At 72.8% G+C, this 15,924-nt stretch carries 2 protein-coding genes; both read right to left on the minus strand.

Annotation, left to right across the window (positions count from 1 at the left end; translation table 11 throughout):
* Positions 1-50: 50 nt before the first annotated feature.
* On the minus strand, positions 51-503 hold the full coding sequence (locus ACPEEZ_RS13830; RefSeq protein WP_423920220.1) for a hypothetical protein: 453 nt from the start codon (positions 501-503) through the stop codon (positions 51-53).
* On the minus strand, positions 503-15,757 hold the full coding sequence (locus ACPEEZ_RS13835; RefSeq protein WP_423920222.1) for a beta strand repeat-containing protein: 15,255 nt from the start codon (positions 15,755-15,757) through the stop codon (positions 503-505). The genes ACPEEZ_RS13830 and ACPEEZ_RS13835 overlap by 1 nt, the downstream gene beginning before the upstream one ends.
* Positions 15,758-15,924: the final 167 nt, after the last annotated feature.

A 15,924-nucleotide genomic window follows, 5' to 3' on the forward strand; every position in this document is an offset into this window, starting at 1 on the left:
CCTCTGCGAATCCGCTGTCGTCCTCCCCGGTCGGTTGCGTCAGGTCGTGATCAGGCCGCGAACCGCTCGACGCGCAGCACGCAGCTGAGGTTCTTCTCGCCCGTCTCGATGGTCGTCGACCAGTCGGCGGTGGCTCCGGCGGCGACGCTCTCGACGTCGACCTGCTTCAGCCCGCGCGTCTCCTGCGACTCGTTGTTCAGCGAGACGTAGATGCGGTAGTGCTGGGCCGACTCCGTCGGGTTGGTGACGGTGCCTGCGACGTTCCACGCGCCTCCGGACAGTTCGCAGGTCGTCTGCTTCGTGTCGGCGAGGGCGCCGGTGAAGTCGGCGGCCGAGCCCGGGTTGTCGGTGATGTCGGTGACCGCGGGTGTCTCGGCGGTCGACGTCGTCGCCGAGGGCGTCGGCGTGGCGTCGGTCGAGCCGTCGCCCGTGCAGCCGGCGAGGGCGGTGGCGGTGAGTGCCGCCCCGATCGTGATCAGGGCGAGGCGGGAGCGGACGCTCATCAGTGTTCTCTCTTTCGTGCGCGGCCCCGGCCGGTGAGGGCCAGACCGAACCCGAACACGAGCAGCAGCAGACCGGCGAGCGCGGGCGAGCCTGCGTCCGAGCCGGTGAAGGCCAGTGTCGGGACATGGGTGGTGATGGTGACGGTGTGGTCGTCGCGGACCGGCTGGACCGGTGCCGGGTCGCTGCCGACCGCGATCGCGGTGGCGGTGTTGGTGACCTTGCCGGCGGCGACGTCGGCCGCGGTGACCGTGTAGGTCGCCGAGGCGGTGACCCGCTGCCCGGGCGCGAGCACGCCGGGCTCGGTCGGCCAGGCACCGTAGGTGACGGCGCTCAGCCCGGGCAGCGCGTCCTCGACGCGGACGCCGGTGAGCGTGACTGTTCCGGTGTTGACCACGATGAAACCGTAGTCGAGTCGATCTCCGACTCTGCCGTTGGTACCGGGCGCGTAGGCGACCGTCTTCGTGATCTCGACGGAGGCACGGGGCACCACGGTCACCGTGGTCGACGCCGCGTCGCCGCGCAGCTCGCCGGCGGGCGTGCGACCGGTGACGGTGGCCGTGTTGGTCACGTACCCGGTGTCGACGTCCGCCTGGGTGAGCGTGTAGTCGGCGCTCGCGGTGACCCGCGCGCCCGGCGCGAGCACGCCCTCGCCGGCGGGCCACGTGCCGTACGTGAGCGCCGACAGACCCGGCAGTTCGTCGGCGATCGCGACACCGCTCAGCGTCACGTCGCCCGTGTTGACGACACCGAAGGTGAAGCGCACGGTGTCGCCGGCGGCTCCGGTGCCCGGGGCGACGATCTCACCCGTCTTGGTCAGCGCGATCGAGCCCGAGTCGGGCAGGACGACGGCGGCCGTGTCGACGGCGTCGACCGACCCGCCCGAGGGCGACTGGCCCACGGCGGTGACCGGGGACGACACGATGCCGTTGTCGACGTCGGACTGCGTCAGCACGTAGGTCGCCGTCGCCGTGACGCTCTGACCGGGCTCGAGCACGCCGGTCTCGCCGGGCCAGGCACCGAACGTGATGGCGGAGATGCCGGGCTGCTGGTCGATCAGGGTGACGTTGCGGAGGGTCACCGAACCGGTGTTCCGCACGACGTAGCGGAACGTCACGACGTCTCCGGCCTTGCCGCTGGCGCCGGGGACGAGCTGCTGCGACTTCTCGACGGCGATGGCGGGCGTGGCCGGGGCGGTGCGGACCGTCGCCTGCGCGTCGTCCGTCACCGCGCCTCCTCGGGGGTCGGTGCCGTTCGCGGTGGCGGTGTTCATCACGGAGCCCGCGTCGACGTCGGCCTGCGTGATCGTCGACGTCGCCGTCGCCGCGACCGTCTCGCCCGGGGCGAGGCGGCCGTCGGCGGTCGGCCAGACGCCGTACGCGATGGCGGAGAGCCCCGGCAGGGTGTCGGTCAGCGCGACACCGGTCAGCGTGACGTCGCCCGTGTTGCGCAGGCTGAACGACCACGTGACGGTGTCTCCGGCCGTGCCCGCCCGGCCGTCGGCCACGGCACCCGACTTCGTCACGACGAGTGCGGCTGTCGCGGCGAGGGGCGTGGACCCGGAGGCGGTGGCCGAGACGTCCGCGCCGGCCGGCGAGGTACCGGTGGCGGTCACGACCGACTGCAGCGGGGTGCCCGCCGCGGCGGCGTCGACGTCGCCCTGGGTGAGCGTGTACGACGCGGTCGCGGTGACCGACTGGCCGGGAGCGAGCTCGCCGACCGGGCCGGGCCACGGGCCGAACACGACCGGGCCGAGTCCGGCCTGGGCGTCGGCCACCGTGACGCCGCGCAGCGTGCTGTCGCCCGTGTTCGTCACGGTGAACGTGTACGCGACGGTGTCGCCCGCGACACCGCGCGCACCGTCGGCCAACACCTGCGTCTTGGTGACGCCGATCGCGGGCACGGTCGTCGCGGTGGCGATCGACGCGCTGGCGCTCGCGCTCGCCGGGGCGCCGGTGGGCGGGGTCCCGGAGGCGCTGGCCGTGTTCACGACGGAGCCCGCGTCGACGTCGGCCTGGGTCAGGACGTACGTCGCCGTGGCGACGACCGTGCTGTTCGGCGCGAGTGTTCGGCCACCGGCGTAGGCGATGGTCGACAGACCGGGCAGCGGGTCGGCGACGGCGACGTCGGTCAGCGTGACGGTGCCCGTGTTGCTCAGGACGAACGTGTACTCGACCGTGTCGCCCACGGCACCGGTGTCGCCGGCGGCGTAGCGGGCCGACTTGTCGAGACGCAGGGCGGGTGCCGCAGCGATGACGAGGGCGCGCGCGTCGTCCGCCTGCACGGAGCGGCCGTCGGGGGCGGTGCCGGTGGTCGTCGCCGTGCTCGACAGGCGTCCCGCGTCGACGTCGGCCTGGGTCAGCGTGTACGTCGCCGTGAAGCGCTGCGTCTCGCCGGGGGCGAGCGTGACGCCCGTGCCCGGGGTGACCGGGCCGAGGCCCTGCTGCGCGTCGGTGACGCCGATCCCGGTCAGGGACACGTTGCCCGTGTTCGTGACGTCGAACGTGTAGTCGACGGTGTCACCCGCGACGCCCGTCGCACCCGGCGCGAGGGCGATCGTCTTGACGATGCCGATGCGCGGGCCGGAGGCGATGGTCTGCACCGTGGTCTGCGCGTCGCCCGTGATCGAGGCGCCGAACGGGTTCGTCGCCGAGGCGGTCGCCTGGTTCGTGACCCGCGTGCGGTCCACGTCGGCCTGGGTGATCGTGTAGGTCGCCGTGGCGGTCACGATCTGGCCCGGGGCGAGGACACCCTCGGCGCCCGGCCAGGTGCCGAACTGCACGGCCGAGACACCGTTGAGTCGATCGGCGATCGCGACGTTCGACAGGGTCACCGAGCCGGTGTTCGTGACGGTGAACCCGAACAGGATCTGGTCGCCGCGTGCACCGGTGTCACCGGGCGCGAGCGCACCGGTCTTCTCGAGTGCGAGCGTCGAGCTGGCGGACAGGGTCACGCCCTGCACGTCGGACGCCGTGACGGCCGTGCCGGTGGGCGGCGTGCCGACGACCGAGCCGCGCGACGTGACGGAGCCGCGGTCGACGTCGGTCTGGGTCAGCACGTACGTCGTCTGCGCCGTGACGCTCTGACCGGGGGCGAGCGTGCCGGCCGTGCCGGGCCAGTCGCCGTAGGTCATCGCGCCGACGCGCGCCTGGTCGTCGCTCACCGTGACGCCGGTCAGCGTCGTGTCGCCGGTGTTCGTGACCGTGTAGCGCAGCACGACCGTGTCGCCCGCGACACCGGTCGCACCGGCCGCCAGCTGCTCGCTCTTCGCGAGCGTGATCGCCGGGGCCGTCTGCGCGGTCGCGAGACTCGCCGAGTCGGTGCGCACGACCGGGTCGCCCGAGCCGGCGGGGCCGGAGGCGTCGAGGCGTGCCGTGTTGACGATCGAGCCGCTGTCGACGTCGCCCTGCGTGACCGTGTAGTCGGCGGTGGCCGAGACCCTCTGACCGGGCTCGAGCACACCGGTGGTCGCCGGCCAGGCGCCGAAGACGATGTCGCCGAGACCGGGCAGCGGGTCGGTGACGCCGACACCCGTCAGCGTCACGGTTCCCGTGTTGGCCACGACGAAGGTGTAGCGCACGGTGTCGCCGAGGCGACCCGCGGCACCGTCGACGTACGCCGCCGCCTTGTCGAACGTCGCGGCCGCGACGCGGCGCAGCTCGACGGTGTCGGAGGCGTCGTCCGAGACGGAGCTGCCGTCGGCGGAGGTCGCCGTGGTGCGGGCCGGCGACGACTGGAACCCGGCGTCGACGTCGGCCTGCGTGAGCACGTACGTCGCGGAGGCCGTGACGCTCTGGCCCGGCGTCAGGCGGTTGACCGGGCTCGGCCACGGGCCGAACGCGAGGCCGGAGACACCGGTCTGCGCGTCGGTCACGGTGACCCCGGTCAGCGTCGACGTGCCCGTGTTCGTGATCAGGTACGAGAAGTTCACGGTGTCGCCCGCGACGCCCGTCGCACCGGTCGCGAGCACGGCGGTCTTGACGATGCCGATCGCGGCCTGCGTCGGCGCGGCCTGCACGGTCGCCGTGTCGGTCCGCGAGAGCGGGGCACCCGTCGGCGGGCTCGCCGTGACGCTCGCGGCGTTCACGATCGAGCCGCTGTCGGCGTCGTTCTGCGTGACCGTGTACGTGGCGGTGCCCACGACGGTCTGGCCGGGCGAGACCACGCCGGCGGTGCCGCTCGGCCAGGTCGCGACCGTCACCGGCGAGAGCCCGACGAGCTGGTCGTCGAACACGACGCCCGACAGCGTGGTGCTGCCCGTGTTGGTCATCGAGAACGTGTAGGCCAGGGTGTCGCCGACCTTGACACCCGAGGTCGGGGTGACGCTCTTGTCGAACGTCAGCGACGACTGCGGCACGATCACGACGGTCTTCTCGTCGGACGCCTGGACGGTCTGCACCGGGGCGGGCGAGGTGCCCGTCGTCGTCGCCGTCGAGATGACGAAGCCGCGGTCGACGTCGGCCTGCGTCAGCACGTGCGTCGCGGTCGCCGAGACGGTCTGACCGGGGGCGAGCTGCCCCGTCTGGCCGGGCCAGGCGCCGAAGCGGATGTCGCTCAGCGCGGTCTGGTCGTCGCCGAGCGTGATGCCCGTGAGCGTCACGTTGCCCGAGTTCGTCACGACGAACGAGTACTCGACCGTGTCACCGGCGCGACCCGTGCTGCCGGCGGCCAGGTCGGCCTCCTTGACGATGCCGATGCGAGGACCCTGCGCGGCCGTCGCGACGGCCGTGGTGGCGGTGCGCTCGACGACGGTGCCGTCGGGAGAGACGGCGGAGGCGGTGGCCGTGTTCTGCACGGAGCCCGCGTCGACGTCGGCCTGCTTGATCGTGTACGAGGCACGCCCCATGACGCGCTCGCCCGGTGCCAGCACGCCGATCTGGCCGGGCCAGCGGTCGAACGTGACGTCGGACAGACCGGGCAGCTGGTCGTCGATGTCGAGCAGGCTGAGCGTCACGTTGCCGGTGTTGCGCACCTGGAACGTGTAGTCGAGCCCCTGGCCCGCCTGACCGGTCGACCCGGCGGACAGCGCGCCGCGCTTGCTGAACGACATGTCGCGGACCTCGGCGATCGAGACGCCGGCCGTGGCGGACGCCTGGACGGTCGTGCCGCCGGGGCCCGTGCCGGTCGTCGTGGCGATCGACGAGATGCCGTGACGGTCGACGTCGCCCTGCGTGAGCACGTACGTCGTCGTGGCCGTGACGCTCTGGCCGGGGTTGAGCCGGCCGACCGTGCCGCTCGGGAACGCCCCGAAGACGGGAGCCGTGGCGCCGACCTGCTCGTCGGCCAGCGAGACGCCGGTCAGCGTCTGGTTGCCCGTGTTCGTGACGACGTACGACAGCTGCACGGTGTCGCCGGCCTTGCCGACGGCGCCGGGCGCGAGCGCCGCGGTCTTCGTGATGCCGACGGTCGGTCGACCCGAGGTCGTCGGCACGGTGTTCGCGTCCGACGCACGCACCGTGTCGCCGCGGGCCGGCGTCGCCTGGACGTCCGCGAGGTTCGCGATCGAGCCGGCGTCGACGTCCTGTTGCGTGACCGTGTAGGTCGCCGTCGCCGTCACGGTCTGACCGGGCGCGAGCGAGCCGGCGGCACCGGGCCAGGCGTACGAGAGCGCGCCGAGGCCGGGCAGCGGGTCGGTGACCGTGACGCCCGCGACCGTCACCTGGCCGGTGTTGGCGACCACGAACGTGTACGTGACGGTGTCGCCCACCGCACCCGCGCCTCCGGAGGCGTAGGCGCCGTTCTTGTCGAGCGAGACGCCGGCCGGCGCGGTCAACGCGACCCGGCCCTGCGCGGAGTCGGAGACGACGAGACCCTGCGGGTCCGTTCCGGAGGTGCGGGCCGGCGACGCGACGGAGCCCGCGTCGACGTCGGCCTGCGTGAGCACGTACGTCGCCGTCGCGGTCACGGACTGGCCGGGCGCGAGCGTGCCCGCCGTGCCGGTCGGCCAGGTGCCGTAGGCGATGGCGGAGAGCCCGGCCTGGTCGTCGACGACGCCGACGCCCGTGAGCGTCGAGGTGCCGGTGTTCGTGACCGTGTACGAGAACGCGACGGTGTCGCCCGCGACGCCGGCGGCACCCGGGGTCAGCGCCTCGGTCTTCTGCAGGCGGATCGACGGCACGGTCTGGGCGAGCGGGACGACGCTGACGTCGGTCGCCGTGACCGGGTCGCCCGAGGGCGGCGTCGCGATCGCGATCGCCTGGTTGATGACCGCGCCGGAGTCGACGTCGCCCTGCGTGATCGTGTACGAGGCCGTCGCCATGACGCTCTCGCCCGGCTCGATCTGGCCGACGGGGCCGGGCCACTCGCCGAAGCGGACGGCGCCGACGCCCTTGAGCGCGTCCTCGACCTTGAGCAGGTTGAGGGTGACGTTGCCGGTGTTGACGACCTCGAACGTGTAGTCGATGCGGTCGCCGACGACGCCGCTGGCGCCGTTCGCGATGGTGCCGACCTTGTCGACGGCGAGGCTCGGACGCTGCGCGATCTCGACGGAGCCGTCGGACGTGTCCGCGACCCGCGCACCGGTCGGCGGCAGACCGCGCGTGGTGGCGGTCGAGCCGATGCGGCCCGCGTCGACGTCGGCCTGGGTCAGCGTGTACGACGCGGTGGCCGTGACGCTGCGACCGGGCGCGAGCGTGCCGGGGGTGCCGCCGGGCCAGGGACCGAACGCGGCGGCCGAGACGCGGGGCTGGCCGTCGACGACGGTCACGCCGGTCAGGGTGACGTTGCCGGTGTTGGTGACGGTGTACGAGAAGCGCACCGTGTCGCCCGCGACGCCCGTGGCGCCCGCGGCCAGCGCCTCCTGCTTGTCGATCCGGATCTGCGGGACGCCGGTGGCGGCCACGACCGTGACGCTGTCGGAGTCGGTGACGGGGTCGCCCGAGCCGGCCGGCGGCGTCGCGCGGACGGTGGCCGTGTTGGTGACGGAGCCCGCGTCGACGTCGGACTGCCTGACCGTGTAATCGGCCGTCGCGTCGACGGTCTCACCCGGCAGCAGCGTGCCCTGGGTGGTCGGGTAGGCACCGAACGTCACGTCGCCGAGACCCGGCAGCGAGTCGGCGAGCGTGATCTGGGTGAGCGTCGTGGTGCCCGTGTTCGTCGTCGAGATGACGTAGCGGATCACGTCGCCCACGGCCACGGCGTCGGGGGTGCCGCCGCCCGGCGCGGTGGCGCGCTTGGCGACGGTGACCTCGTTGTCGCGCGTGGTCGTCACCGAACCGGTGTCGGAGGCGTCGACGGTGACGGACGGGGCACCCTGCTTGACCTGGGTGCCCGTCGTCGTCACACCGGACGAGATACCGCCCGCGTCGACGTCGGCCTGGGTCAGCACGTAGGTCGCCGTCGCGGTGACCGACTGCCCGGGTGCCAGCGACGCCGTGTCGGCCGAGGGCCAGGTGCCGTAGGTGAAGCCCGAGAGGCCGGGCTGGGCGTCGTTCAGGGTGATGCCGCTGAGCGTGACGTTGCCCGTGTTCGTGATCGTGTAGCCGAACTGGACCTCGTCGCCCGCGACGCCGCGGTCGCCGTTGTCGAGGCGCTCGGTCTTGACGATGCCGATGGCCGGGGTCTGGGCGGCGGTCGCCGAGGTGGCACCGGCCGTCTTCGTCACCGGGTCGCCCGTCGGGGGGCTCGCGACGGCCTGGGCGTTGTTGACCACGCCGCCCGCGTCGACGTCCGACTGACGGATCGTGTAGGTGGACGTCGCCGTCGCGACCGCTCCGGGAGCGAGCTCGCCCGTGGCGCCGGGCCACGTGTAGACGAGCATGCCGAGGCCGGGCAACGGGTCGCTCACCTGGATGAAGCGCAGTGTGACGTTGCCGGTGTTCTGCAGCCGGAACGTGTACGTGATGGTGTCGCCGACGCCCTTCGCGCCGCCGACCGCGCTCGTCTTCGTGAACGTGTAGTCGGGGGCCGGGGGCACGACGAGCGTGCGCCGGTCGCTGGCCGCGACGGCCGCGCCTCCGTTGCTGGGCGTGCCGCGCGTGTCGGCGCGGCTCGAGACGAAGCCGGCGTCGACGTCGGCCTGGGTCAGCACGTAGCTCGCCGTGGCGTGCACGGTCTGGCCGACGCCGAGGGTGCCGGTGGTGCCGCCCGGCCACGCGTCGAAGCGGATCGCCGAGAGACCGGGCTGGCCGTCGACGAGCGTGACGCCGGTCAGGGTCGTGTTGCCGGTGTTGGTGACGTCGAAGCCGAGCAGCACGGTGTCGCCGACGCGACCGGTGCCGCCCGTGGCGAACACCTCGCTCTTGACGAGGCCGATCTGCGGGGCCTGGGCCACCGTCGGGATGGTCGCGGACGCGGTGATCGAGACCGGAGCGCCCGCCGGGGTCACGGCGTGCGCCGTCGCCGTGTTCGCGATCGAGCCGGCGTCGACGTCCTTCTGCGCGACCGTGTAGGTCGAGTTCGCCATGACGCGCTGCCCGGGGGCCAGTTTGCCGACCTCGCCGGGCCAGGTGCCGAACGTGATCGCCGTCATTCCCGCCTGGGTCAGCGGGTCGGTGATCTCGAGCAGGCTGAGCGTGACGTTGCCGCTGTTGCGCACCTGGAACGTGTAGTTGACGGTGTCGCCGACCGCGCCGGTCTGCCCGGCCGAGAACGCCGCGCGCTTCGTGAACGTCATGGCCCCGTTGGCCGAGATGTTCGTGCTGTCGCTGTCCGTGTCGGTGACGACCTGGCCGCTCGGGGCCGTGCCGCGGGCCGTCACGTCGGACGAGATGCCGCCCGCGTCGATGTCGCCCTGCGAGAGGCGGTACGACGCCGAGGCGGTCGCCGTCTGGCCCGGGGCCAGCGTGATCGTGGTGGCGCCGTTCGTGCCGTCGTACGTGATCGACGACAGGCCGGTCTGCGGGTCGCTCAGCGTCGTGCCGGTCAGCGTCGTGTTGCCGGTGTTCGTCACGCTGTACGTGAACGTCACGCGGTCGCCGGCGACGATCGTGCCGTTCGGACCGCTGGGGTTCGCCACGGTCTGCGACTTCGACACGTCGATCGAGGGAGCGCTCGTCGCGGTCGGCACGCTGGCCACGCCGGTGCTGGACAGCGGCTGGCCGGCCGGGTCCGTTCCGGAGGCGCGGGCCGAGTTCACGACGCTGCCCGCGTCGACGTCGGCCTGGGTGATCCGGTAGCCCGCCGTCGCGGTGACCGTCTGGCCCGGTGCGAGCCTTCCCGGGGTCGCGGGCCAGCTGTACTGGAGCGCGCCGAGGCCGGCCAACGGGTCGGAGAACGTGATGCCGCTGACGGTCACGGTGCCGGTGTTCTGCATCGAGAACGCGAAGGTGACGGTGTCGCCGACGCGACCCGTGCCTCCTTGATCGACCGAGCCGGTCTTGACCAGGTTCATGCTCGCGGTGCGCTGGGTCTGCACCGAGCCGGTGTCCGTGTCCGAGACCTGTCCCCCGCGCGACGGCACACCGGTGGCCCGGGCCGACGACGAGATCGAGCCGGCGTCCACGTCGGCCTGGGTCAGCGTGTAGCTCGCCGACACCGAGACGGTCTGGCCGGGCGCCAGGGTGCCCGCCGTGCCGCTCGGCCAGGTGCCGAACGCGAAGGGCGAGAGGCCGGCCTGCTGGTCGGTCAGGGCGACGCCCGTGAGGGTCAGCGTGCCCGTGTTCGTGATCGTGTAGCCGAAGTCGACGCGATCGCCGGCGACACCGGTGGCGGTGCCCGAGAGCTTCTCGGTCTTGACCAGGTCGATCGCGGCCGAGCCGGCGGCCGTCGAGACGGTCGCCTGGCCGGTGGCGGTGACGGCCGGGCCGGTCGGCGGGGTGCCGGTGGCGGTGGCGCGGTTGGTCACGGCGCCGGCGTCGACATCGGCCTGCGTGATGACGTAGGTCGCCGTCGCGCGGACGGTCTGACCGGGCGCGAGCTGGCCGCTCACCGGGCCGGGCCAGGTGCCGTACGTGATGGCCGAGAGACCCGGCAGCGGGTCGGAGACCTGGACGCCCGACACGGTGACGTTGCCCGTGTTGCTGACGTCGAAGCGGTACGTGATGCGGCTGCCGACGGTTCCGGTACCGCCCATGACGGCGCTCTTCACGAGCGCGATCGACGGCGAGGAGGCGAGCGCCTGCGTCGCGGACGCGGACGCCGTGCTCGACGTGCCGCTCGGGGTGGTGCCGCGGATGGTCGCGCGGTTCGCGACGGAGCCGGCGTCGACGTCGGCCTGGGTCAGCGTGTACGAGGCCGTCCCGCGGACGGTCTGGCCCGGCGACAGCGTGCCGGCCGTGCCCGGCCAGGTGTAGGCGATGGTGCCGAGACCGGGCAGCGGGTCGGTGATGCCGACGGCCGTCAGGGTCACGTTGCCCGTGTTCTGGCCCGAGAACGTGTAGACGAGCGTGTCGCCCGCCTTGCCGCTGTAGGCGGTCCGGCCGGCTCCGGCGCCGGGGGCGACCGACTTGGTCAGTGCGAGACCGGGGGCGGAGGCGAGCGGGACGCTCGAGGCGCCGCGACCGGTCGTCGTGTCACCGGAGGGCGTCGTGCCCGTGCCGGTCGCCGTGTTCGCGATCGAGCCGGCGTCGACGTCGGCCTGGGTCACGGTGTAGCTCGCCGTCGCGACGACCGTCTGGCCGGGGGCGAGGGTGCCCGCGGTGCCACTCGGCCAGGTGCCGTAGGAGATCGCCGAGAGACCGGGCAGCGGGTCGGTCACCGCGACGCGGGTGAGCGTCACGGAGCCGGTGTTCGAGAGTCGGAACGTATAGCTGACGACCGAACCGGCGGCGCCGGTCGAGCCGGCGGGCAGGGAGCCGGCCTTCGCGACGGTGAGCGCCGGCTTCGGCGTGACGGTCACGGTGCTGCCGGCCGTCGCGCTGACGGCGGCGTTGGCGGGCGTGCGACCGGCGACGGTCGCGCTGTTCGGCACGCTGCCGGCGTCGACATCGGCCTGGGTCAGGCGGTACGTGGCGGTGGCCGTGATGCTCTGGCCCGGCGCGAGGGTGCCGGCCGTGCCGCTCGCCCACGTTCCGTAGCTGATCGCCGAGAGGCCCGCGTGCGGGTCGCTGATCGAGACGCCGTTGAGGGTGACCGTGCCGGTGTTGCGGGCCGTGAACGTGTAGTTCACGGTGTCGCCCGCGACGCCCGTGGCGCCGTTCGCGAGGGCACCCGTCTTGGCGAGCGACAGCGTGCCCGCGGGCGTGATCGGCCGGGTCGAGGAGGCGTTGGCCGAGACGGTGCCGAGGCTCGGCGTCGTGCCGGTCGTGGACGCCGTGTTGACGACGCTGCCGGAGTCGACGTCGGCCTGCGTCAGCGTGTACGTCGCGATCGCCGTGATGCTCTGGCCGGGCGCGAGGGTGCCCGCGGTGCCGCTGGCCCAGGTGCCGTACGTGATCGTCGAGAGACCGGCGTGCGGGTCGCTGATCGTGACACCGGTCAGCGTGACGTTGCCGGTGTTGCGGGACACGAACGTGTAGGTGAGCTGGTCGCCCGCCTTGGTCGCCGTGCCGCCCGCTGTCGGGGCCGACGACTTCGTCAGCGCCAGGGCCGGGTTCGGCGTCACGGTCACGAGCGCCGACGAGCTGCCGCGCACGACGGAGCCGCCCGGCGTCGTGCCGGAGGCGCTGGCCGTGTTCGCGACGGAGCCCTTGTCGACGTCGTTCTGGGTCAGCTTGTAGCTCGCGGTCGCCGTCACCTGGGCGCCCGGCGCGAGCGTGCCCGTGGCACCGGGCCAGCTGCCGTACGAGACAGCCGACAGACCGGGCAGCGGGTCGGTGACGGAGACGTTCGTGAGCGTCGTGTTGCCGCTGTTGCGGACGCCGAACGTGTAGTTCACCGTGTCGCCGGCGACACCGGTCGAGCCGGCGGCGAGCACGCCCGACTTCGCGATCGAGACGGCGGGCGACTGCGCGACCGACACCGTCGCGGCGGCGGTCGAGCTGGCGGCGGAGCCGTTGGTGGGGGTTCCGGAGGCGGTGGCCGTGTTCACGACGGAGCCCGCGTCCACGTCGGCCTGCGTCAGGGCGTACGTCGCGGTGGCCGTGGCGACCGCGCCGGGTGCGAGCACGCCGGTCGCGCCGGGCCAGGTGTAGCTGAGCGCCGAGATACCGGTGAGACGGTCGGCGACCGTGACGCCGTTGAGCGTCGAGGCTCCGGTGTTCGTGATGCGGAACGACCAGGTCACGGTGTCGCCGACCTTGCCGGTCGAGCCGTTGGCGAGGGAGCCGGTCTTGGTCAGTGCGATGTTGCTCGCGGCCGAGACGTCGACCCGGGCCGTCGCGGACCCGCTGACGGCGTTGCCGGTCGGCGGCGTGCCCGCGACGCTCGCGGTGTTCGTGACGGAGGCGTTGTCGACGTCGGCCTGCGTGAGACGGTACGTCGCGGTGGCCGTCACCGACTGGCCCGGCGCCAGGGTGCCGGTGGTGCCGCTCGCCCAGGTGCCGTACGAGAGGGCCGAGACCCCGGCCAGGTTGTCGGTGATGGCGACGTTCTTGAGCGTCACGTTGCCGGTGTTGCGGGCGGTGAACGACCAGGTGACGGTGTCGCCGGCCTTACCGGTCGAGCCCGCGTCGAGGGCGCCCGACTTGGCGAGCGTGATGGCCGGGCCCTGGCTCAGGGTGACCGTCGCGGGGGCCGAGCTCTGCACGGTGGTGCCGGCGGGCGACTTGCCCGAACCGGTCGCTCGGTTGACGACCGAGCCGGCGTCGACGTCGTTCTGGGTGACGGTGTACGTCGCGGTGGCTGTGACCGTCTGGCCGGGCTGCAGGGTGCCGGCCGTGCCGCTCGGCCAGGTGCCGTACGTGACGGCCGAGAGACCCGACAGCGGGTCGGCGACGGCGACACCCGTGAGGGTCTGGTTGCCGGTGTTCGACAGACGGAAGGTGTACGTGACGACGTCGCCGGCCTTGCCGGTCGAGCCGCTCGGCAGCGCGCCCGACTTGGTCGTGCTGAGCGCGGGGGCGGGCGTGACCGTGACGGTCGCCGAGGCCGGGCTGCTCGAGACCGCGGCCCCCGACGGGCTGCGGCCCGCGGCGGTCGCGTTGTTCTTGACGCTGCCGTTGTCGACGTCGGCCTGCTTCAGCGTGTACGTCGCCGTCGCCGTGACCTGCTGGCCCGGGGCGAGGGTGCCGGCCGTGCCGCTCGGCCAGGTGCCGTAGCTGAGGGACGAGAGGCCCGCCATCGTGTCGGTGATGGCCGCGTTCGTGATCGTCTGGTTGCCGCTGTTGCGGAGGGTGAACGAGAAGGTCGTCACGTCGCCGACCCGGCCCGTGGCACCGGCTGCGAGCGAGCCGGTCTTCGAGAGCGTGAGGGCGGGAGCGGCGGGCACGGTCGTGTTCGCCGTGGCGGTCGCGGTGGGCTGCGGGCCGCCGTCGGCGTCGGTGCCGACCGTCGACGCCGTGTTCGCGACCGAGCCGCGGTCGACGTCCGCCTGGGTCAGCACGTACGTCGCGGTCGCGGTGACCGACGTTCCGGCGGGCAGCGTGCCCGCGGTGCCGCCCGGCCAGCTGCCGTAGGTGAGAGCCGACAACCCCTGGAGCGGGTCGGTGATGCTCACACCGGTCAACGTGCCTCCACCGGTGTTCGACGCGGTGAACGTGTAGTTGACGGTGTCGCCGGCCTTGCCGGTGGCACCGGAGGCGAGCGCGCCCGACTTGGTCAGGGCGATGCGGCTGAGCACCACGGTCGTCGACGAGGTGTCGCTGACCGTGATCGTCGTGTTGCCCGCGACCCGGGCCGTCGCGGTGACGGAGCTCTGGCTCGTGGGCTGGGTCGGCGGTGCGCCGGCGCACGTGATCGTGCGACTCGCGCCGGGGGCGAGCGTGCCGGTCAGCGTCTGGGTGCAGGCCGCGTTGTCGGGGTCGGTGACCGTGACGTTCTGCAGCGTGACCGAACCGGTGTTCGTGACGACGATCGTGTACGAGGTGTTCTCGGTGCCGGTGCGGTACTGCGTACCCGTCGTGCCGTCGAGGGTCTTCGAGACCGAGATGCCGCCGGTGGGCACCGACAGGATGGCGTTCCGCAGCAGGAACGAGTCGCCGCTCGTGCCGATCTGCAGCTTGATGCTGCTGTCGCCGGCGACGACGTTCGACAGCGTGGCCGTGCCGACGTCGACGCTCTGGTTGGTGAAGGCCGTGGTGTTCTGGGTCTGCGTGTAGCGGACGGAGCCCGCGGCCCGGCCGATGCCGATGTTGTTCTGCGCACCGGCGGCGTTCGGCACCTGCGTGTACGTGCCCCCGTTGTCGCGGCTGTAGCTCATGTAGTCGCCGGTGATGCCGCGGTCGCCCTCGAACAGCGTGTAGCCGAGGCGGGTGCCGGTCGTCAGGGCCGAGAAGCCGTCGAAGCTGACCGTGAGCGGGTCGTCCTGCTGGGCCTCGCGGACGTGGCCCTCGTAGTAGACGACGCGGTGCGGCAGGCTGTTCGCGTTGCCGGCGATGTACGTGCCGTAGTCGTAGATGACCTGCAGCGACCATCCGGCGTAGCAGCCGGCGCCCTGGGCGGTCCAGATGTTGCCCGCCGAGATGCTGAGCTGGCTGCCCGTCGTCGTGCTCGCGAACAGGCTCGTCACGTCGGCGCCGGCGCTGTAGTACTGGGCCGTGCCGGTGGTCGCCGTGTCGACCAGGGCGGAGCCGCCGATCGCGACGGTCTGGATCGCTCCCGAGCCGACCTTGAACTGGACGCCCTGGCTGCGGTAGCCCTCGGCCGCGTCCGGGCGGGTGGCCGCGAACGGGCTCGTGGCGCTGTTGCCCGTGTTCGGGCTGCAGGTGGGGACGGAGGCACCGCCGAAGACACCGGTGTTGGCGCTCCAGTTCAAGAAGGCCTTGGCGACGGTCGCGCCCTGGGGGATCGTCAGCGTCGCCGTGCTCGAGTTGTTCGTGAAGCCCGTGACCGTGTTGCTGTTGATCATCTTGAAGAAGTCGTTGTAACTGGACGTCGACGTGGTCGTCTCCGCGTGCAGCGCGTTGCAGTCGCCCGCCGTGCTGGTGTTCGCGAGCGCCGTGCCGGAGCAGGCCAGGACGCCGTTGCCGGCGGTCAGGAAGTCGCCGTTGACGGTCGCCTGGTAGTTGGGCGCCGTGCCGTTCTGTGTACCCCATTGCACGACGGCCGCCTGCGCGGGCGTCGCCGGGTCGATCAGGGTCAGCCCGGTGACGGGGACGACGAACGCGAGTGCCAGGGCGAGCGCGCGCAGGGGCGTCGGCCACATGCTGCGGCGTGCCCGGTGACGAGCGGCACGACGACGGGCCGTCAGGCTGCGTCGGGTCGAGACACCGGAGCCGGTCGATTCGGCTCGACGGGTCGAGTCGCCTCCGCGAGTGCGAGCGTCGGAATTACGGGGCACGGCTGATCCATTCGTGTCACAGGGTGAAGCGATCGCGCGCGGCGATCAACGGCCACCCGTTCGCGCTCTCGCGCGAGGAATGCCGTACCGGGACCTGATCTCCCAGAATCGAGGTCCGCTCTCATCCTCTGTCCGTACCCCGTCTGCGTTTAAGCTGGACGCCCCAA

The organism is Frigoribacterium sp. 2-23, from assembly GCF_049601585.1.
GTDB lineage: Bacteria > Actinomycetota > Actinomycetes > Actinomycetales > Microbacteriaceae > Frigoribacterium.